At 54.7% G+C, this 21,352-nt stretch carries 12 protein-coding genes; 8 read left to right on the top strand and 4 right to left on the bottom strand.

Features of this window, described 5'->3' with window-relative positions:
* Window positions 1-335: 335 nt before the first annotated feature.
* Window positions 336-854 (top strand): tyrosine-type recombinase/integrase, encoded by a 519-nt coding sequence (locus tag RLW55_RS16395; protein WP_423414767.1) that lies wholly within the window; start codon window positions 336-338, stop codon window positions 852-854.
* 350 nt (window positions 855-1,204) lie between these two features.
* Here RLW55_RS16395 and RLW55_RS16390 read toward each other — a convergent pair whose 3' ends face one another.
* The gene (locus tag RLW55_RS16390; protein WP_423414766.1) at window positions 1,205-1,918 is read right to left on the bottom strand and encodes a sulfotransferase family 2 domain-containing protein; all 714 of its coding nucleotides are present in this window, start codon (window positions 1,916-1,918) and stop codon (window positions 1,205-1,207) included.
* An 854-nt stretch (window positions 1,919-2,772) separates the two neighbouring features.
* On the opposite strand from RLW55_RS16390, the gene RLW55_RS16385 reads away from it, so the two are divergent.
* The gene (locus RLW55_RS16385) at window positions 2,773-4,200 is read left to right on the top strand and encodes a hypothetical protein (RefSeq protein ID WP_423414765.1); all 1,428 of its coding nucleotides are present in this window, start codon (window positions 2,773-2,775) and stop codon (window positions 4,198-4,200) included.
* Window positions 4,201-4,916: 716 nt separating this feature from the next.
* Here RLW55_RS16385 and RLW55_RS16380 read toward each other — a convergent pair.
* Window positions 4,917-9,512 carry a lectin-like domain-containing protein gene (locus tag RLW55_RS16380; RefSeq protein WP_423414764.1) on the bottom strand — a complete coding sequence of 1,532 codons (4,596 nt, stop codon included), beginning with the start codon at window positions 9,510-9,512 and terminating at the stop codon, window positions 4,917-4,919.
* 602 nt (window positions 9,513-10,114) lie between these two features.
* Between RLW55_RS16380 and RLW55_RS16375 the strand changes: the two genes are divergently transcribed.
* The 4 genes from RLW55_RS16375 to RLW55_RS16360 all read left to right on the top strand — a co-directional run bounded on the left by RLW55_RS16375 (window position 10,115) and on the right by RLW55_RS16360 (window position 14,687).
* Complete coding sequence (locus RLW55_RS16375) at window positions 10,115-10,792, top strand: toxin-activating lysine-acyltransferase (protein ID WP_423414763.1); 678 nt, start codon at window positions 10,115-10,117, stop codon at window positions 10,790-10,792.
* 53 nt (window positions 10,793-10,845) lie between these two features.
* Window positions 10,846-11,427 carry a hypothetical protein gene (locus tag RLW55_RS16370; protein ID WP_423414762.1) on the top strand — a complete coding sequence of 194 codons (582 nt, stop codon included), beginning with the start codon at window positions 10,846-10,848 and terminating at the stop codon, window positions 11,425-11,427.
* A gap of 208 nt (window positions 11,428-11,635) precedes the next feature.
* On the top strand, window positions 11,636-13,378 hold the full coding sequence (locus tag RLW55_RS16365; protein ID WP_423414761.1) for a type I secretion system permease/ATPase: 1,743 nt from the start codon (window positions 11,636-11,638) through the stop codon (window positions 13,376-13,378).
* Complete coding sequence (locus RLW55_RS16360) at window positions 13,362-14,687, top strand: HlyD family type I secretion periplasmic adaptor subunit (RefSeq protein ID WP_423414760.1); 1,326 nt, start codon at window positions 13,362-13,364, stop codon at window positions 14,685-14,687. The genes RLW55_RS16365 and RLW55_RS16360 overlap by 17 nt, the downstream gene beginning before the upstream one ends.
* A gap of 422 nt (window positions 14,688-15,109) precedes the next feature.
* Here the strand turns inward: RLW55_RS16360 and RLW55_RS16355 are convergent, their stop codons facing one another.
* The gene (locus RLW55_RS16355; RefSeq protein WP_423414759.1) at window positions 15,110-16,675 is read right to left on the bottom strand and encodes a hypothetical protein; all 1,566 of its coding nucleotides are present in this window, start codon (window positions 16,673-16,675) and stop codon (window positions 15,110-15,112) included.
* A gap of 1,136 nt (window positions 16,676-17,811) precedes the next feature.
* Window positions 17,812-17,943, bottom strand: coding sequence for a BsuBI/PstI family type II restriction endonuclease (locus tag RLW55_RS16350; RefSeq protein WP_423414758.1), 132 nt, complete (start codon window positions 17,941-17,943; stop codon window positions 17,812-17,814).
* Window positions 17,944-18,186: 243 nt separating this feature from the next.
* Between RLW55_RS16350 and RLW55_RS16345 the strand changes: the two genes are divergently transcribed.
* Window positions 18,187-18,816 (top strand): helix-turn-helix domain-containing protein, encoded by a 630-nt coding sequence (locus RLW55_RS16345; RefSeq protein ID WP_414462587.1) that lies wholly within the window; start codon window positions 18,187-18,189, stop codon window positions 18,814-18,816.
* Between the two features lie 9 nt (window positions 18,817-18,825).
* Window positions 18,826-21,279, top strand: a complete 2,454-nt coding sequence (locus tag RLW55_RS16340; protein ID WP_423414757.1) for a GcvT family protein — start codon at window positions 18,826-18,828, stop codon at window positions 21,277-21,279.
* Window positions 21,280-21,352 lie beyond the last annotated feature (73 nt).

Below are 21,352 nucleotides of genomic sequence, written 5' to 3'. Positions count from 1 at the left end.
GAGCGCTACTGCGACCGGAACGGCCTCTACCTCATCGTCGATCCGTCGCGCTGGGTGCTTCGTGTTCAGGTCTCCGGTCGCCAGCGCGACGCGTTGGTCTCGGTTGCACGAGGAACGTGTCGTTGTCCCAGATGCGTGATCTCGCGCATGAAGCGGCGGAAAGCGAAATTGGTACAAGATCCGGTCGCCGGACGGCGTGCGGAACGCAATGGCGTCCCCACGTTCGAAGGGTGAGCCACAACGGCGCATGAGGCGCATGTCAAAACCTGGCGCAACGGCAACCACGCAAAGCAGTGGCTGACGACGCTTGAGACCTGCTTATCGACAATCAGCAAGTGACCCGTCAACACGAACACTCAGGCGATATCGTGAAAATCCCGTTGCCGATCCGGACGGAGAAGCCTGATACAGCGCGGTGCGTTCTGCAGCGCCTGCGCACGGTCTTCGATCAGCCGACGGCCACAGGGCATAGAAGAGGAGAAAATCCTTGCCGGATTGTTGTCGGCAGATTGCCGAAGCAGGCGGCCGTGGTCGAGCACTTCACGGCATTGCGCTATGCGGATCTGCCGGCGGTCGTTGCGATGCTGCGTGAGGCACACCGCTCAAACATCGTCAAGCTGGCACTTGAGTTTCTCATCCTGATGGCCGCGCATTCCGACGAAGTGAGTGGCGCCACGCTCGATGAGTTCGACGTGAAAGCTAAATTGTGGAACAATTGCGAAAGAGCGGATGAAGGCCGAGAGAGAGCGGCTCCGCTCTCCGAGCGCGTGGCGCTGAGCCCTGTTGGCGAACTGGTGTTTCCCGGTCGGAATGAAATGCTTTCAAATATTTCAATTACGATGGTTCTGCGCTGATTGAGGTCGAGGCAACGGCACACGAATTCAGAAGCGCGTTCTGCGATGGGTGAGCGAAGGGACAGGTCCCCCGAGCGAAGTCGCTGAGATGGCCTTGTCGCACATCATTCCAAACAAGGTGGAAGCCGCGTAATGCCCGTGGCGTGCTGTTGGAAAAGCGGCCCGGAGCTGATGAACGCTTGGTCGGCTTTTATGCTAGGTATTGTGATATAGTTCTTTTTCCAGGTCCGCTGCTCATCACCGAACCCGGGTGGGCTGGCCGGTGTCTATAGTCGAAGGTTGGCATATCGCCCGGCGAGCTTCAACTTCCGCTCGCTCTTCATTGGCTGCGACCGGAGCTACAGGATTAATCACAGAGTTTGATACTCAAAAAGTTCGAAATCTCGCGCAAACAATTCATTAATTCGGTCCAACGATCTTCGAGACATCCTATGTGCATATCGTGAGTATTGTGATTGCGGAGGTGATATTTCCTCGCTGATATTTGCCTTTTGAATTTTAGGTACATCGAGCTCCATAAGCTCACAAAAGCGGAAAAATTCTTCGTCGAATTTCTCAACCTTTCCAATGAAGTCAACAACATAATTATTATGGTGCGTCCAGTAGTGGGCGGGATGAAACGGCAAGTTGGTGTTGCGCCCTGGTTGATAAATTTCATATTCAGACAATAAAGTTATCCATGTATCAAAATCAAATCCCGCTGCGATGACTTTGGAAATATTCTCACTGATTTGAGCTTTGATCAAATCACGGATCCAGTTCGGCTCGATCGGAATTTTTGGCTGAATCTGAAAGTCACGCTGAATCTGAATAAAGCCAGAATAGGCTCTGTCATACGGATTACGGACAAATGCCGCTTTTTTATATCCGAGGCGACCCTCAGGGAGTGCCATGAGATCGCTAAGGGTGAGATGCTGGTGAACAACGCGACCCAAGCTGGGATTAAAATGAAAGTATCGATCGTAAGGGCTCTCATTGTAACGTTTGAGACTCGCGTGGCACGTCTGGCTAGCCGTTTTCCATGGAGCCAACATTATAAATTTTTTTGAATGAGATATGATCATGGTGGACTTCTCGAGTCTGCACATGTGTCGGTACGGCCATCTGCATTGCTAAAACAAGTCAAAATGACTGACATGAGTCGGGTAGTTCGACGCGGTGCGACGGATCGAAACTCAAAAAGACCGGAGATGTTTTGCTTCATAAGCAGCGGCAAACGTTTTAGACCCGACGGTAATCCCGCAGAGCCCGAAGTCATAGGCCAAAACCCCAGCGATTGAGATTGCTCGCAATCTGTCGATGTCGCGACGACGTACAACTCTTGAGGCGTGCGCCGGTCGCGCCGCTCATGGCCTATCGTTTGACAAACCTCGCTTGCCCGCTCGTACCGCGCCCCCATGATAACAATCCATCGGTTTTCAACAAATTGGCCTGATGTAGTTGGTAATATCGAACCGTTCGGGACGGGACAATAGTTGGCAACGGAGAACAGATCCGCGCCTTCAGAATCTCGTAGCGGTCGCGGTTCGCCGCGCGCTAAGTTTATGAGGTGCCCGCCAATTGTCGTCTCGGAAGCGCTGCGACCTAAACTTCGAGCACTCCATCGTCTTTCCTCGTCCCGCTCTCGAGGCCGCTAAAGGACTTCACTTTGGTCTCTGGTCCAGCTTTTGGGGAGCAAGTCAAGTTGAACTCGCGAAGCTCGGCCGTTATGCCAGCGCTTCGCGCTAAGGCTGCGCAACGAAACTGTCAAATTTTCGATTCGAACAGCCTCGCATCAGCTTCCTTTTTCAGTTCATAACTCTAGCTCCTGTGAATGTCGGTAACAAGCTCCTTTGCAACGGTTGAAACCAGCCTAAGTAAGGAGTTTTTACGGTTACAGTCGATGAGTCGCACTCTGTCGCGCTAGGATATGAGAACAGTGAAGCTGCCGACACATTCAAGTTCTGATCGAAATAGCCCGGATGCTAAGCATCGGACGGACCGCGGCATTGTCTTTGGAAACGACGCTATGGTTGGTAGAGCGAAGATTGGCGCGGTGCGGAATGAAATTGTCTATGTGGATTCAGATGAGGCGTTGCCTTCATCCTCGAAAACGCAGGGTCGAATAGTATTTATTCATTCGAGTTTCCGGACGAGCAGCACGTGGCTTTGGAATGCGTTTCGACGTTTGGAAGATACATGCTGTTATTACGAAGTGTTTCACGAAAGTTTGGCATCGCTTCGACTGGAGGACGTGCCAAATCGAAGCTATGACACCTGGAATTCGATGCATCCGGTTTCCGCGCCATACTTTAGAGAGTTTTCGGAGCTTTTTACGGCGGACGGAGGGATCCGCGATTTTATGCCAGAAATGGCTTATGATTCATTCATCCCGGCGGATGGGATCGATGGAAGTCTGAGTGATAATGAGAAAGCATACATTGCTGGATTAATAAATCACGCGCTGAACAAGGGGCAAAAGCCAGTTCTAACGTGCTGTAGAACTCTTGGCAGATTGAAAGCCATCAAACGCGAATTCGGTGGATGGAACATTTTTTTGTATCGCAATTTGTTTTGTCAATGGATGTCGTATCTTGCGCAACATTATCATGGGAATTCGTATTTCCTGCATACCGTCTTTCGCATACTTGAGGCGAATTTGCATGATCCATTTTTTTCTACGCTTCGTACGCGATATGTTTCCGGGAAGCCAGGACCGTTTGGCGGGTTTCACGATATTGGTAGTGCATTCGAGGCATTCGTTGGATTCCATCTTTATCTTTCGATGAAGGCCTATGCTGAGGCCGACCAGGTCATTGAGGCCGATCGACTTGCGGATGATCAAAGTTATGCGGGAGCAGCACGGTTAACTTTAATTCGCCAAACGGGGCTTAATGTCGATTTTTCGGATGCCAAAAGGAGTGTCGAAAGGCTGGGGAATGAACCTTATGTTCCTGATCGACTACAAGATTCGGTTCTGCAATTGCTTGAAGACGCCGCCGCTAGTCTTGGATATCAAATGGGATATCCGGCGATGGATTTTGGGTATAAGTTGGCTTCTGACCTTTTGTCGTCAGAGCGCGAACACCGCATCCACACTCGCGGAATATCGAAACAACTAATGGAAGTCGACTCAAAAAAACAAGCGATGGAGACCGAATTGTTTCGATTGAATTCGCTCGTAGCTGAAATGGAAAGAAAACGGGAGGCGACAGCGGCACAATTGTATCAGAGTGAGTCCGCCCGGCAAACGCTGCGCGATTTACAGGATATTTTGGAACCAGCGACCAAAACGATGACGTGGAGGTTGCTTAAACGCATTCATCCTGCATGGCCAAGAACATTAAAACAGTATCTTCGTCGATGAATCGGTCGCGACTTTTATTGCAAAACTCTATTTGGGTGTGACGGTAAAAATCTTTGTTTGAAACGTCAGCGACTGGAGCTGTTGAGGGAAAATACCACGCCCTTCATGGGAGCGGGCGGGAGTGCGTTATGTATATCTGCTCCCGATTGGCGGAACTCGCAGCTGACATCCCGCGGCTGTCATGCCCATGGGGCGGTATGGCTATCAGCGCATGAGCGAGATGCTCCTCGTCGAAGGCCGGCGGGTGAATGGAAAACGGCTATTGCGAGACCCGAATCGAAGCATCGGGCCGAACTTCTAAATGGCGAGATCTTGACGACACTGCATGAAGCTCGAGGCCCAATTGAGAAATGGTGGCGACACTACAATGCCGTCAGCCGTGCTCGTCCCGAAATTATTCGCCGCCGGCTTCACAACCTGCCAGCATCTAGTCTGCCCTAGGCTGCTCTCCGGTCAGCACCAATGCAGGCCAATAACGTCCGGGGTTCTAATTTAGAACTGGGCTTCGCCCTGACGGGCAGTAGGCGGATCATGCTCCCCACAGCCAGTGGCCGCCGCGGATGCGTTCCGGTTGGCCACGCGCCGTCTACCAAATACGCAGACTTCGAAGCAGTGACCTTCAACCGGATGAGTTGAGAAGTCTCTTAGATCACCTCACCAACAGTCGCTAACGCTTCACGCATGCACACTTTTTGCGCTTCGGAGACGCGACAAAGTTAAACTAGGATATGTGTCTGAGATTCCCATGTCGCGGTAAGCGAATTCAGATGAACTTCCTGAAGATTGTGGGCGCCGCCGGTGCCGCCTGTAAATCCGAGATAAGCGTATTGCGAGCCACCTTCGTATTGGGCGACGATGTCCTGGGTCAAGGTTCCTTTCTGAACTCCGTCGAACCAATACGTCATGGTTTGGTCGGTGGCGTCCCAACTGACAAGCACATTATGCCATTGGCCATCCGTCACGTTGCCGTTCCCGAGTGCTTGCTGATCGCTGAGCCGGCTTGAGGCAATGGGTGCGCTGGTGTCAAAGAAGTTGGTGTGATCTCCAGGAACGTCTCCAAGGGCGACGTTCTGCCAAGTGTCGAAGGCGATGCCAAGGCCATTGCTCATTCCCACCGCGCCGTAGTTTCCTCCGCCAGCTCCAAGGGCATTCGCACCTTGAGAGTCGCTCTGGAGCACGAATGCGACGCCATCGGCACCTTTGGCATTGTTGCCTAAATAGAGATCGAATGAGATCTGGAAATCGTAGGAGAGGTCGACGCGCTGGTCGAGCATTACGGAGCCGGCCTGACCTGACGCGTCAGGCGTTAGCGTGAACGTGTGATGGCCGCTGTCGTAGGTCGCTGATCCATTGAGATTGGCGGTATTGGCTAATTTGATCGGATCTTGAATATTGGCGTAGTTAGAGCTGACCTTGTCGAAGTAGGCGTCGACTGCGGCAACGCGAACTTGCTGAAGGTCATGGACCCCGCCTGTTGCGCCAGTGAACGCAGCATATGCGGTCGTTTGACCGCCCAAGTACTGGTTGGCGATATCGCCGGTCAGCGTGCCGCCGAGTTTTCCATCCACCCAATACTGCAGCACGTGGGCCTGGGAATCCCAGCTGACACCGACTTGGTGCCAGCCACCGTCGACGATGTTGCCGAGCTTTGTCGGCGCTGTCAGACTTTGTCCTGGGATGGCATCCGTATCAATGATGTCGGTGTGGAAATAAGCTGGATCATTAAATGTAGTGTTTTGGAAGGTGTCGAACTCGATAGCGAGACCATTTTGTATGCCCATGGCTCCGAGCTGGCCGCCGCCGCCGCCGATAGCGGCTGCTCCGTCGGGATCATTGTGAAGCACAAACGCCATGCCGTCAGCAGGTTGACCTGGACCGAAGTAGACGCTGAAGGCAATGTTGAAATCGTGGGTCAAATCGATCTTGTCATTGAAAGTCGCGGTTCCAGCCTGGCCGCCGACGTCGGGTGTGAGCGTCAGAGTCTGGTGGGTTCTCTCGAAGCTCGAGGAGCCGTTGACAGTGATATGCTGACCAAGCGACGTGACATCAAATATGCTGCCGTCGTGGGGCCGGCCCTGAGGTAATTTGGGCTCGAACGTCGCGGTAAGCGAATTCAGATGAACTTCCTGAAGATTGTGGGCGCCGCCGGTGCCGCCTGTAAATCCGAGATAAGCGTATTGCGAGCCACCTTCGTATTGGGCGACGATGTCCTGGGTCAAGGTTCCTTTCTGAACTCCGTCGAACCAATACGTCATGGTTTGGTCGGTGGCGTCCCAACTGACAAGCACATTATGCCATTGGCCATCCGTCACGTTGCCGTTCCCGAGTGCTTGCTGATCGCTGAGCCGGCTTGAGGCAATGGGTGCGCTGGTGTCAAAGAAGTTGGTGTGATCTCCAGGAACGTCTCCAAGGGCGACGTTCTGCCAAGTGTCGAAGGCGATGCCAAGGCCATTGCTCATTCCCACCGCGCCGTAGTTTCCTCCGCCAGCTCCAAGGGCATTCGCACCTTGAGAGTCGCTCTGGAGCACGAATGCGACGCCATCGGCACCTTTGGCATTGTTGCCTAAATAGAGATCGAATGAGATCTGGAAATCGTAGGAGAGGTCGACGCGCTGGTCGAGCATTACGGAGCCGGCCTGACCTGACGCGTCAGGCGTTAGCGTGAACGTGTGATGGCCGCTGTCGTAGGTCGCTGATCCATTGAGATTGGCGGTATTGGCTAATTTGATCGGATCTTGAATATTGGCGTAGTTAGAGCTGACCTTGTCGAAGTAGGCGTCGACTGCGGCAACGCGAACTTGCTGAAGGTCATGGACCCCGCCTGTTGCGCCAGTGAACGCAGCATATGCGGTCGTTTGACCGCCCAAGTACTGGTTGGCGATATCGCCGGTCAGCGTGCCGCCGAGTTTTCCATCCACCCAATACTGCAGCACGTGGGCCTGGGAATCCCAGCTGACACCGACTTGGTGCCAGCCACCGTCGACGATGTTGCCGAGCTTTGTCGGCGCTGTCAGACTTTGTCCTGGGGTGGCATCCGTATCAATGATGTCGGTGTGGAAATAAGCTGGATCATTAAATGTAGTGTTTTGGAAGGTGTCGAACTCGATAGCGAGACCATTTTGTATGCCCATGGCTCCGAGCTGGCCGCCGCCGCCGCCGATAGCGGCTGCTCCGTCGGGATCATTGTGAAGCACAAACGCCATGCCGTCAGCAGGTTGACCTGGACCGAAGTAGACGCTGAAGGCAATGTTGAAATCGTGGGTCAAATCGATCTTGTCATTGAAAGTCGCGGTTCCAGCCTGGCCGCCGACGTCGGGTGTGAGCGTCAGAGTCTGGTGGGTTCTCTCGAAGCTCGAGGAGCCGTTGACAGTGATATGCTGACCAAGCGACGTGACATCAAATATGCTGCCGTCGTGGGGATGTGGGGTGCCGGGAGGTGGCCCGACCTCGAGTGTTCCTGAGAACGAATTGAATTGCACCTGGTGGATGCCGCCTATGCCGCCCGACGCCCCCGTCACGCCGAAATATGCATAACTCGAACCGCCAAAGTAGCGCGCGAATTGATCCGACGTGAGTTGAAGATGCCCAATTTGCGCGCCGTCGTAGGTATAAGTTAGTGTCCGGTTCTGCGAATCCCACGAAACTGTGACCGAGTGCCAATGCCCGTCAGTGAGGTTGCCGAGAGGCGTTTGATCGCTCAATCGGTAGACGCCAGCGGCGGGGTCGGTGGTGACGATTCCTGTATGAGCGCTGGCAATATCGCCGAGGGATGAGTTCTGATAAGTGTCGAACTGAATAGCGATACCGTTGCGCAGTCCTGAGGCGCCGAGGCCGCCGCCACCACCACCAATCGCATCGTTGCCGAATGCGTCGTTATGCAGGACGAATGCCATGCCGTCAGCGCTGTTTGCCTTCGAGCCTAGATTGATGCTGAACGACACGTCAAAGTCATGCGTGAGATCGATACGCTTGTCGCTCATCACTGAACCGGCTTGTCCGGCGTTATCTGTATTGAGCGTATAGATATCGCTGCCAAATGTGTGGGAGGCCGTCCCGTTCAACATAAGGTTGGTGTCTGATATGCTTGGAGCGATCGTATCCACACCGAACTGACTGATCTTTATGGTCGCGGCGACAGATGGCGTGCCGTTCTCATTATTCGCGAACAGCATCCAGTAGCCGTTTGTAAGAACGTTAATGTTCGACGGAAGGGTAACTTGTAACGTATGTCCATCTACACGGGTAAACGAGAGGCTGAACGACCGCTGCTCGGCGTCGAACGCGTGTGTGGTAGAGCCGAACTTCACGAGTTCCAATTTTTGGATGGCGTCGGCATTGTCGAGCGTGAGCGTGAATGTCTGTCCTTGCTGGAGAGTCTTGGGCGCTTCGGTAATAACTGGCCGATCCGTGCGCAACGTGCCGTCGGCATTCAGCAGGTAGCCGGGCGTATAAATCTCGGAGTTAAGGTTCGTCAGCGGTCCCGGCGCGCCGCCGCCGGCCGTGAGGACGGTGCCGTCAGCCAACAGGATTGCCGTTGAATGATAGAAGCGCCCGACAGCGGCGCTTGAGTCTAACGTCCAATGGCCTGTTTCCGGATTCCAGATGATAGCTTGGTTGGTCTCCGTCGCGACGTAGCCGGAGCCACTTGGGCCGAGTCCATTGCTGCCTCCAGTGAGAAGGACGGTCCCATCAGCTAAATTGGTGAGATTTGACCATGCGCGATTGGATCCTACGCTATCAGTCTGCGTGAAAGTTGGCGTCCCCCCACTGATATCCATGATCCAAGCTTTGCCGAACTTATCGATCGTCAGGATCTTGTCCTGTGCGAACATGGTCGCCGGGTTGTAATCTTCCGACTCGAATGGTGTGTGTGCCACTTGGCTGATCGTGCCAGTTCCGTCGGTGGTGATCTTGAAAATTGCGCCCGCGCCTCCTCCCTCACCAAATGTCGAGTAGCCGACGACGGATCCATCGCTCGATAACCATGCTCGCGGATACCACCAATTGTGCGCGATATCGGCGCTCGCCAATGCCGGCATCGTTTTCCAGCCAGAGCCGCTCGTATAGATCTCCGGAGTGCCTACGCCTGTGTGTTTGGCGTCTGAGCCGCCGAGGACAAATATTCGTCCGTCAGCAAGTGTTATGGTCGTGGCGTACCAGCGCGAATTCTGAAGCGGTTGGGCGTTGTTGAGTGTCAACTGGTCCGTCTGATAATCGAACGTATGGACGTATGGGACGCCACCATTCACATTCCCGAGGGTGCTTGCATCACCGCCCGTTATGATGATGTGATCGGTGATGGGATCGATCACGCAGCATGAACAGAAGATGTTCGTATTCTGTGTGTAGCTGAGTGTCGTATGGACGCCGGTTGCTGGATCCCAAAGATCGTACAGCATGTGACTGCCTTGTACGCCCTTTTGATCCGTGCCGAACGTCAGGATTTTTCCGTCAGGTGTCATGACGGTATGGATGGCCACGATAGGCCAGGGTGCAACGTCACTCCAACTGCCAGAACTCATCGCTGTCCCGCTCCTGGTTTCAAGTCACAGAAAATCTCGGCGCCCGTTCCTCGCTGCCGAAGATATGAACTTGTGCGCCCCCATGAATTTCGTTTCATTTTGGGGCAGTGAAAAACCTGAGCGGCGATAACTACTAGCGGCGGTTTGGACTAACTTGAAGATGGGTGACAGAAAATGATTGCATTTTAAGTTAAGTCGATCTTCTGCGATGCGACGCACTCTGTTTTCAAACGCCATGGGCCTCGGGCAAATTAACTTCAAATTGAATCGGTAATTGATGAAAATCAGTGTGAGGATATTTTCGGACGAAGCGTTTTGGTGTGCTGGTCGGCGGCGTTCGCGCATCGGCATCATTACCTTTCGGCCAGCGGCGCGTCTCGGAGTATCGCAGAATGCTGATGAATGATGCGAGCACGAATATTCGCTCTCAGGATGCGAATGTCGCTCGGTTGACATCTGATGAGCCCGCGCAAGGTCGGCGCACGATCATGAACTCATCGATGGCATTGGCTCAGATCGTCAGGCTGATGCTTCAGTCGCCTAATCATCGGCATTTCAGCTTGTCGGATCTTGAATGGATGGTGCTGCCCGCTTTGAGCACGGGCCAGCTAGCCATGGCTGAAACGAAGCCGGATCAGAGCGGCCTGCGCGAGCCTCTTGCTGTGCTCTTTTGGGCTTCTGTCTCTCCCGAAATCGACCAACGCCTGTCTTCCAACCTTGAAGCGCCCATTCGTTTGCGTCCGGACGAGTGGAGATCGGGTGATATCCTTTGGATCACCGATATGATCGGCGATATGCGAACGGGTCACGCGCTTGTCAAAAGTGTTCTGGACAGCATCCTCGCGGGGCGAACAGTCAAGGTGCGTTCTCTCGATAGTGCAGGAAAGCGGATTTTGCTGGAAGTGAACGCCTCGGCCGTATCTGTCGTCGCCACATCCGAACCAGATCACTGCGACCATTCTGGATCATGTCCACCGAACGGGGTGCTTTGTGCATCTTGCGTTAAGACGGGATGCACGGGGCGTTGCCGCCAAGGAAAGGCGAGTAGCAGCAATCCGGTCAACCACTAAAGTCAGCTTGGGCAGAACCTGCCCAGAGGCATCGCGGATAGGAGCCCGCTGCCGTGTCGTACTCGGAATGCGATAGCATTGTACCAATTGTTGGTTGGAGAACCTCGCTCGCTGAATGCGCGATCGGCGCGGGAAGCCAGTTGGCCGCACATGCAGCGTGTTTCTTTACGGCCTTGTCGAACGTGGTCCTAGGTGGTGCCGTGTTCGCCATTGGCCATGACCTCCGCTCCACGCTTATCCTTGGCATATTGGTGTATCTGGCAACGATCGGCGCACGATGGGTTTTCGTTGGTCGTAGCCGATTGCCAAGTTTCAAGGTGGCGCTATTCGGTCTTGCGCTAGGCGTTGCCATTTCTGCCGGACTCTATTCCGCGCAAGTTCATAACCATCGTGAAGAGCTTTCTCAGTGGTACGCAGAACTTTCGCATTCCGACCGACAGAAGGTTCGCGAGAATGTTCGGCAGTGGATGGACGCACAGGCTGGTGAGCAGCGAGATTCGCTGTTGGTTATGGCGCAGCTCACAGGGTACGAGAATCCAGAAGACTATGTCGTCTTCAATTACTGTTCGCCCTCGAATAAGGAGCTGGCCGCGATCTGGGAGCGTCACGGCCTTTCCATCGCCCGTCAGCAATAAGGGAGCAGGCTGTAAGCGGCTCGCCGGATGAGATGCTTGCGACAGAAATCCGTCGGTTCAAATTGGGGCGACGTCTGATTAATAACTGCGATCGCTCTTTCTGGCTGGCGACAGAGCCGGCCTTTTTCCGCATTTTGTTCCAGATTGATGCTTTTTCGCGGCACGCCGCTTGCTCTTTGCTGTCTGTCACGCGGGAGCGTTCTTTCCAATGAACCTAAAAATAGCGAATTCATCGAATTTAGGAGCAGGAACAACCCTAATGAAAGCGGCTTGGTCCACGTGTCGTCTGGGGATCGCTGGGGCGGTTCTCATAAGCGTAGCGATGAACGTCCTCGTTCTCACGGGACCGTTCTACATGCTGCAAATCTATGATCGCGTGCTTCCTGCACATAGTCTTCCGACGCTAGTCGCGTTCAGCGCCTTGGCGCTTATGCTGTTCATCGCCTATGGCTTTCTTGATCTGATCAGGACGCGTCTTATGGCGCGCCTCGGCTCCGTTATCGATATGAAGTTTGCGGACGCGGCCTTTGATCGAAGCACGATGCGCAGCCAGCCGGGTGATGGTGCGGGCTACGCGCTTAGAGATCTTGCCGTCGTGCGGCAGTTTCTCAGCGGCCCGGCAGCCGTAGGTCTTTTGGATATTCCGTGGCTGCCGTTCTACATGGCGCTGATTTTCCTTTTGCATCCTCTTATCGGCTGGGTGGCAACGGGAAGCGCAGTGATCTTCCTGGTCATCGCGGGTCTTAACGAATGGACAAGCCGCAAGCCGGCGCAATTTGCGGAACTCCAGTCGCGGAGTGAAGAACAGTTCGTCTCGGACGTTCGCTCAAACATGGATACCGTGGATGGTATGGGAATGGCTCCGAATCTTCGGCGCCATTGGAACTTGGCCCATGCACGCACGATCGAAAGCACTCAGGGCGGTAGCGACCGCAATGCATCTTATGCTGTGGTGTCGCGTAATCTGCGTCTCATCATGCAGTCTACGATTCTTGGACTCGGCGCCTATTTGACCATGCAGATGGAGCTTTCAAGCGGTGCCCTGATTGCCTCGTCAATTATTTTCGCGCGAGCATTGGCTCCCGTCGATCAGGCGGTGGCTCATTGGCGCACCATTCTTACCGCTCGTCGTTGCTGGAAGAGGCTCAGTGCACTGACGTTGCGCGGTCCGGATTTAAGTGATCGAACGGAACTCCGGCCGCCGAGCCGCTCGCTTGCCGTATCGAATATAGCTGTCGGTACCCAAGGCAGCAGAAAGCTGCTCTTACCCAACGTCTCATTTCGCGTAGAGGCTGGCGATTGTCTTGGTGTCATTGGGGCGAGCGGTGCCGGAAAATCTTCGCTTTTGCGCGCGCTGGTCGGATCGTCTCAGACGCTTTCCGGTGAGATTCGCATAGACGGCGCGACGCTCGATCAATGGAGCGAGGCGGCCCGCGCGAAGCATATCGGCTATCTGGCGCAAGATGTTCAGCTGCTGGATGGGACCATCCGACAGAATATCTCCCGATTTCAGAAAGACGTATCTTCGGAGGCGGTCATCGCCGCGGCGGAAATGGCGGGCGTCCACGATCTCATCTTATCGCTTCAAGATGGATACGACACCCTCGTTGGGGCGAACGGCTTTGCTTTATCGGCGGGGCAGAAGCAGCGTCTCGGATTGGCAAGAGCCGTCTACGGAATGCCTTTCCTGATCGTGCTCGACGAACCAAACGCGCACCTCGACCGGCACGGGGAGGACGCTCTTGCTGTCGTTCTGCACAATTTACGTGCCGCGGGATCTATCGTCATCGTCGCCGCGCACAGATCCGCCATTCTATCTGAGGTCAATAAGATGCTTTTGCTTGAGAATGGCCAGCCTGGCGTCTTTGGAAGCAAGGAGGATGTCCTTGCCCAACTCGCGGCAAATGTACGAAAGCAGGCTGAGCGGGGTCTTCATGTCGTTGGCGCATAATCTGGAAGGTGCCGTCAGAAGTCTTAATCGCCATGCGGCGCTCGGAATCGCCGGGACAATGGTGATCGTCGGCGCGACGGGAAGTTGGGCATCCTTCGCAAAAATTCAGGACGCGGTAATCGCGCCTGGGACAGTTTCCGTCAATTCTCAGAAAAAGAAAGTGCAGCATCCCGACGGTGGCATCGTCTCTGAGATTTACGTCGACGACGGCTCGCACGTCGATGCGGGAAACATCTTGTTCCGGCTCGATGGCAAGCAGCTCTCGGCCGATATGGGTACGGTGCGCCGACGCATCTGCGAACTTGCGGCGAAGCGATGGCGCCTGCAGGCCGAACGCGACCGTCTTGAGAAGCTGCCTGATTGGGTCCCTCCGCAGGAAGCCGGCGGGGGAAACGATGAAGATGCGGATTTGAAAGCCATCGTCGATGGGCAGAGGCAACTGTTCGCAACCAAGCTCGAAGTTTTGAAGCAGCAGCGGCTGCAACTCAGAGAGCAGATCAATCAGCTGCAGCAACAAGTCGTTGGCTTGACGTTTGCGGAAGATGCACGCAACAAGCAGCTTGATATTGCCCGCGAGGAAATCGGCAAGCTCTCCGAGCTTGCAAAAAACGGTTTGGTGCCATTGACCCGATGGGGGCCAATCCAGCGCGAAGAGGCAGGGCTGGTGGGCGAAGTCGGTCAGGCACACGCGGAAAAGGCAAGGGCGAAGGGACGAATTTCTGAGCTTGAGCTCAAATTAATCGAACTTGAACAGGACTATCGAAAAGAGGCGCTTGTGGATTTGCAGGCTGTCGAGGGTGAACTCAGTCAACTCTCGGAGAAGCGTGTTGCGATTGAGACCAAGCTGCAGCGTCTCGACGTCCGTGCGCCTGCCTCCGGACGCATTCATGAGCTTACAGTTCATACGGTCGGTGGTGTCATTTCTGCGGGCGATACGCTGGCTTATATCGTTCCCGACAATGACAAGTTGATCGTCGATGCGCTCGTGCCCCCCAAGGACATTGACCGTGTTCATAACAAGTCATTGGCGCGTATTCGTTTCACATCGTTTGACCGCACGACAACTCCCGAACTTACCGGCAAGGTGATGTGGATTTCACCGGATCAGGAACTCGTCGGTGAGTACAAACGGCCGGCCTTCCGAGTCCGGATCGGCTTCGATGCTGGTGAGATTGCGCGCCTCAAGGGTGCAGCAATCGGGCCTGGTATGGAAGCGGAAGTCATGCTGACGGGAAGCGAACGTACAGCATTGAGCTTCATTATGAAGCCGATGTCCGATCAGATTTATCGGTCTTTCAGGGAGCGCTAGATACGGAATTTAGAAGATACCCGATCAAATGCTTTGCTCTAGCCCTGCTGCGGACAAGCTTGAAAAACGGCCACTGTCCCAAGTCGGCAGTTTTCGTCTGTTGTCTCAATAATCGATAGTCCCCATGGTATGAGACACAGTGAAAGCGATTGTTGCGATTGGCGTTTATCGACCAACTCGGGTCAAGTAAAACGAAATGAGCCCGGAAGCGGGATTGAAGATGAGCTGAGCAGGGCTTTCCATCGGCCCTCGGAAGTTTCCGAATGCCTCTTGCGGTTTAGCAAGGTGGAGAGCGTCAAGTTACGGGGCGTAACTTATCCTCGGGCGAGCGCCGCGAACCGGAAAGCTGGAGTCTGTTGATCCAGCTGAATGCGAGTTTTTAAACTGGCGAGTTAGCCTGGCTGTTACTGATCGTCATCCCGTCACTGCGAGTTTTGCACTGCCTCGCCATAAAGCTTGAGCGTCGAATTTTTCCAAGGGTATGTCTTTAAAAGGATTTTGCCCGACTGAGAGGCCACCAAGTGATCAACCGCTTTGAGGTTCTGCGAAGCAGGAAATTGCTTACCAAGCATATAGCCCGCAACATCGTTCGCGCCTGCCGGATCGAGCGTCAACACAAAATTGGCGCGACGGATTTGGCCTAGCGCGTCTGCTGCTGGAATGAGATTGTCCATCCGGCTGACATCTGGAAGCATGCGGTTCTTCTCGAAATGCAATAGAGCGATATTCGGATATCCCGCGATCTCGTCCTCGAACGTCACCAGCACCGAAGGATGTGCCGACGTTTCACGGGCGATGATATCATTCACGAGCTGGACGTAGGTCGCCCTCGATTGTTTCCGCGCGTCGTCCAATTTGTCTTCGAGCGGGTAGTATGTGCCAAACGCCATCACACTTGCTACGCCGAAAACAAGAAAACGACACGTTCGGTTTAACGACCCGACGTATGACGCTAGAAACAAAACGCCGCCCATGACGACGCCCAGAAATGTCGATCCGTAAGAACCGCCCGACGTTCTCGCCAGCACAAGAGGCAGCAAAAATATCAGAGCAGCGAAAAAACTGGCGAACCATACTTTGAGAGAATCCGATTTCCCAGTCACCCAAACATGCACAATTAGAGCCGTCAAAAGCAGCACGAGCAAATACTGCAACGTGCCCCATGCCAGCTCACCTCCGGGAAGATAAACGCGAAGGCGTTCCGGCGCCGACAATCCGTCATACCAGGTACTGCTCAGGCCATAGCGGATATACCCGATAATGCTGTCATAGCCGATCGAGGCCCAGGCAAAGAAAACAACGAACGGTAGCGTCGCGATGACTGATCCGATACACAGACGCCTCTGATTACGAGACAAATAATCAGCAATCGCCGCCACCCGTGATCTAGCCGACATCGACCCGAAATTTGAAATCTGGGAATCCATAAAGAAACGCGAGAGCTCAAAGCAGAGCAGGACGCAAATTGCGAGAACCGGAAAATAGAACGTCGTGAGTTTGGATATAATCGCCAGCCCTAAGAGCGAGGCACCCAAGAGCCAAAGCCGGTTGTTCTGATAAATGGTTGATTGGCACAGGACAAAGATTGCCGCCGCCATCAAGACGCCGCCTCGTAAATCGCTTTTCAGAACGATGAGGGAATGAACTACAAGAGGTTGTTGGAGAAAGATTATGGTCAGCGCCAGGAGAAGAAGAGGTTCGAACTTTCGCAGAGCCAGAAGAATAGCTGATAGCGCAACGATCGGAGCCCAAATGCTCAAGAAATATGGCGCCCGGACATTCCCATTCGAAAGCAATAGCCCGAAGAATGCTTGCGCATCTGCCAGCGGGCTATGCGGAGCCAAAATCCGCGCACTCCGGACGAGGCCATACAGCGTTTCCTTTTCTGAAACCGCAGTGAGTGAAACCAGCGCCTTTTGAACGATCGCGCAGTCATCCCACAACAATAATCCCGTGAGCCGGCCGAAATTGAAAGCGCGGAACAGCACGAACGCCTGCTGCAGCGAACAGACCAACACGACCGCCGTTACGATAACCGCCACCTGCTTCGCGCGAGAATGGCTTATAGACGCCAGCATTGTGAACAACTAATTCCCTATTTGTCGCCATTTGGCGAAGCGTTCTTACTGGTTCCCAGTGGCAGACGGGCATGCAGACAACCGCTGTCACTAATTCTGAGGCCCTATGACTATCGCGCTTTTCCGTGTCGATGGCGGCGGGCACGTCAAAAAAAATCAGAAGTCATCTGATTTGAGTTTCTATTCGCCTGGTCCTTTTGAACCAGCCCTTGAGCGTAGGTCTTGAAGCTGAACTCCCGGAGAGCAGGCGGCATCCTTTCGACTGATTTTCTGAGCCAGTTCTTCGATTAATCGGCGGGCCTCGACACGGCTAGTTTCCTTAGTCGAACGGACCTTGTAGGCTCCCGTCCTTGGATCCAGGATACGAGCGAAATAGTACGGGCTGGCGTGAGTTTGGTAGAGCGCTATTCTCCTACGAAGCTTGATGATCGAGCCTTTCAAACGGTGAGGAGAGCGTTTGAGCATTGGAAGAGAGCAAGCTGAGGCTGGAGCCAACGACTATAAAGCATGGCTATAAAAATTTATGCAACTTCTTGAAGTTATTAGCGTGAATAATAACTCTTAATCAGTGGGTCGAAGGTTCGATTCCTTCATCACCCACTAAACGCAAGAAATTCCGGGGAATTGTTTTTTGACGGTTTTGCACTTACTGCTGACTCTCGAATTGTCGATCGCGAAGTTTCCGTACTTCCTTCGGAACGAGCCGAAATGATCTGCGCCTGCCATGACGGCTTCGGGCCAGAAGTGGAACTGCCATCGCTGTGGGCTTCCCGATCCACGATGACTGCTCGGTCCCATTAGCCGACATCGGCTTGGCGTTTGACGAGGTCTGCATACACGCGACGCGGAAGTCCGTTTTCGAGCACAGAGCGGAAGCCTTTCCAGCCACGTCAGTGACCGCTTCTGACCCTGGCTATGTGAAAAACACCGGCCCTTCTAATCTTGTTAAGCATCGGGCGAAGACCATTACCTAAGTGATGCCGTTCTGCCGGTCCCTGATTAATTTTACTCAAGTTCCCAATGCTTGGAGATCTGCAAAGACCTCATCAGGGCATGAAGATGACGGTCGGCATTTTTGGGAAGCGCGGCGCAAAGATTTCAATGACCTGCTTCGTCAATTCGGAGCAGGGGCCGGCGCTAAGTCGTCGGGAATCGCCATTTGGCAGTTTTACGGCCACGTTATCATCGGAGTCTTTTTTTCACGACCCAGACCCCTAGCCGGCTCCGCCCGGAAGCACATCAGGCGCGTCGCACTGCGCCTTTCTGGCGCCAAGAAGCTAGCGGCCGCCGCTGCTTATCCGCTGCGCTCGGGCTGTAGCGTTTATTTCGTCTCATGAAATATATGCAATCGCATTTCATGAAAATTCTTGTTGTGATTTTCACTAAACGTCCTACTCTGGCTCCAGAGAGGTGCGCCTATCATGTCTCTTCCACGAATGTTGCGGCCCACAAATCTCGACGAAGTACCTGTCGAATCGGGAAAATTGGATCAAGACGCGGTGTTCGTTGGGAGCGAGATACGCTCTCTGCGCAACGCGCGCGACATCACACTGCAGGACCTAGGAGCCGCAACAGGACTGTCGATCGGCTATTTGAGTCAGGTAGAGCGTGGTCTATCGAGCCCTGCCGTTGACGCTCTTTACGCTATCAGCCGAGCACTCGGCGTTACCATCAGCTGGTTCTTCAAGCCGAGCGACGAGCAATCGGCCATCGAACGAGATATCGTCGTCCGCGCAGGCCAAAGGCGTCGGCTCAAGTTTAATTCGGGTATAACCGACGAACTTCTCTCTCCTAATCTTGATCGCCAGCTCGAGCTGCTGCGCTGCACATTCGCGCCTGGCGCGACAAGTGGTGAAGCGGCTTACTCCCATCGTGGCGAGGAGACCGGTATCGTCATCTCAGGCCGTCTCGAGGTGTGGGTTGGTGACAAACATTTCGTGCTTGAGGAGGGAGACAGCTTTGCCTTCGAAAGCCATCTTCCCCATCGCTATCGCAATCCCGGACGAACAAAGACAGTCGTGATTTGGGCGATTACACCACCCAGCTACTAGGGCTTCACGATGACGCTGGATGTGCCGAAAAAGGTAGAGGTTCTGATCATCGGCGGTGGGATTGCCGGGTGCTCGGTCGCCTACCATCTGACGAAGCTTGGCATCAGCGATGTGCTTCTCTGCGAGCGTCGGCAGCTGACCTGCGGGACAACGTGGCACGCGGCCGGCCTCGTTACACAATTGCGCGCGACGCGCAACATGACGGAACTCGCGAAGTATACCGGAGAACTTTTCCGCGAACTCGAAGGCGAAACCGGACAATCGACGGGATTCAAGCAGAACGGAGCGCTGCGGCTCGCCAAGACCCAGGGTCGATTTGAGGAGCTCAAACGTGGTGCCTCCATGGCGCGCAATTTCGGGCTCGTGATCGATGTGGTCACGCCTGGGGAGATCAAAGAGCGCTGGAACCCGCTTGAGACGGACGAAATCCTCGGCGGTCTTTGGTCGCCCAACGATGGTCAGGTGAACCCCACGGACGTAACGATGGCCCTCGCGAAGGGTGCGCGAACCAGAGGGGCGCGTATTTTAGAGAATACAACGGTTCGTCGCATTCTCGTTGAGCATGGTCGCGCTGTGGGTGCCTCGACCGACAAGGGCGAGATCCGCGCCGAAAAAGTCGTAATCTGTGGGGGAATGTGGTCGCGCGAGCTCGCTGCGCAAGTTGGAGTTTCCCTTCCACTTCATGCGGCGGAGCACTTCTATGCCGTGACCGAGGCTATACCTGGACTGCCCAGAGATTTGCCTGTCCTCTTCGTCGCTGACGAGCAGACCTATTACAAGGAAGATGCGGGCAAATTGCTCGTCGGCTGCTTCGAAAAACACGCAAAGCCCTGGGGCGAGGCGGGAATTCCAGAAGACTTCTGCTTCGACACCCTGCCCGAGGACTATGATCACTTCGAGCCGATACTCGAACAGGCCATCAGTCGCGTGCCGATTTTGGCGCACACCGGCATCCAACTCTTCTTCAACGGGCCCGAGAGCTTTACGCCCGACGACCGCTATCTACTCGGTGAGACGCCAGAGGTCGAAAACCTCTTCTGCGCCTGCGGGTTTAACTCCGTTGGAATTCTATCGTCGGGAGGAGTAGGCAAAGCGCTCTCGCTCTGGATCCGAGACGGACATCCGCCGATGGAACTGTCGGACGTGGACGTCCGTCGCATGGCTCATTTTCAGTCGAACAGGCGCTACCTCTTCAATCGCACGAAAGAAACCCTCGGGCTTCTCTTCGATATGCACTGGCCAAATCGCCAGTATGTCACGGCGCGAGATGTTCGGCGCAGTCCGTTCCACGACAAGCTTCTGGCACTCGGAGCGTGCATGACAGAGGTCGCCGGCTACGAGCGGCCAGGCTTCTTTGCGGGGGCGGGAGTGAAGCCGGAATTGGTCTACTCCTACGGCCCGCAAAACTGGTTCGACGCCTGCGGCGAAGAGTGTCGAAATACGCGAGACCACGTCACGTTGTTCGACCAGAGCTGTTTTACAAAGTTCATCGTCGAGGGGCGGGACGCGTGCCGCGCGCTCAACCGAATCTGCGCGAACAACATCGATGTTCCCGTTGGTCGGCTGGTCTACACGCAATGGCTCAACGAGCGCGGCGGCATCGAGGCGGACGTCACCGTAACTCGGTTGTCCGAGACGTCATTCCTGATTGTCAGTATCGCGGCCTCCCAAACGCGCGACTTTGCTTGGCTCCAGCGCCATCTGCCGAGTGAAGCTCATGTCTTCGCACGCGATATTACATCGGGCTTGGCGACCTTGGCAGTCATGGGTCCGAAGTCGCGGGAGCTTCTATCGCGAGTGTCACCGGATGATTTTTCCACGGCCGCATTCCAGTTCGGATCGAGCCGCGACGTTGAGGTGGGGTACGCGCGTGCAAGAGCGAGCCGCGTGACGTTCGTCGGGGAACTCGGCTGGGAACTCGCGATCCCTACGGAATTTGCATCGCATGTGCTGGATACAATATGGACCGCCGGCGCAGATCTCGGCCTACGCCATGGAGGGTTCTTCGCAATCAACTCCATGCGCATGGAAAAGGGCTATCGGCATTGGGGCCACGACGTCGGTGAGGAAGACACTCCGCTCGAGGCCGGGCTTGGATTCGCCGTTGCCTTTGACAAAAAGGGCGGGTTCATCGGCCGCGAGGCGCTGCTGCGTCAGCGCCAGAACGGCCCACAGGCACGACGGCTCGTTCAAATCGCCGTTCGGGACGCTGGCGACAAACTCTTGCATCACGACGAACCCATTTGGTGCGGGAACCGGATTGTAGGCTCCGTTACGTCGGGCGCGTATGGCCATCGCGTCGGCGCGGCGCTCGGCCTCGGCTACATCGACCATGAAGGTGGCGTTACTCCGGAACTCTTGGCCAAGCAGAATTTCGAGGTGGAGATCGCGTGGGAGCGGTACCCAGCACAGGTCCAACTCGGACCCTGGTACGACCCCAAATCAGAACGCGTCAAAGCCTGACGGTGGAAACTATGGAGGGAGTTATGGCGCACGCCATCGACGACCTTCACGAGCACACTCGTAAGGAGGAAGG

Source organism: Hyphomicrobium sp. B1, assembly GCF_049532635.1.
Lineage (GTDB): Bacteria > Pseudomonadota > Alphaproteobacteria > Rhizobiales > Hyphomicrobiaceae > Hyphomicrobium_B.
Note: the sequence above shows the minus strand (reverse complement) of the source record. Positions and strands in the feature narration are given on the sequence as shown.

What these genes read in the sequence shown, in the direction of transcription:
- RLW55_RS16340 (WP_423414757.1), top strand. Translation starts at nt 18,826, where the DNA reads ATGACGCTGGATGTGCCGAAAAAGGTAGAGGTTCTGATCATCGGCGGT.
- RLW55_RS16345 (WP_414462587.1), top strand. Translation starts at nt 18,187, where the DNA reads ATGTCTCTTCCACGAATGTTGCGGCCCACAAATCTCGACGAAGTACCT.
- RLW55_RS16375 (WP_423414763.1), top strand. Translation starts at nt 10,115, where the DNA reads ATGCTGATGAATGATGCGAGCACGAATATTCGCTCTCAGGATGCGAAT.
- RLW55_RS16360 (WP_423414760.1), top strand. Translation starts at nt 13,362, where the DNA reads ATGTCGTTGGCGCATAATCTGGAAGGTGCCGTCAGAAGTCTTAATCGC.
- RLW55_RS16390 (WP_423414766.1), bottom strand. Translation starts at nt 1,918, where the DNA reads ATGATCATATCTCATTCAAAAAAATTTATAATGTTGGCTCCATGGAAA.
- RLW55_RS16365 (WP_423414761.1), top strand. Translation starts at nt 11,636, where the DNA reads ATGAACCTAAAAATAGCGAATTCATCGAATTTAGGAGCAGGAACAACC.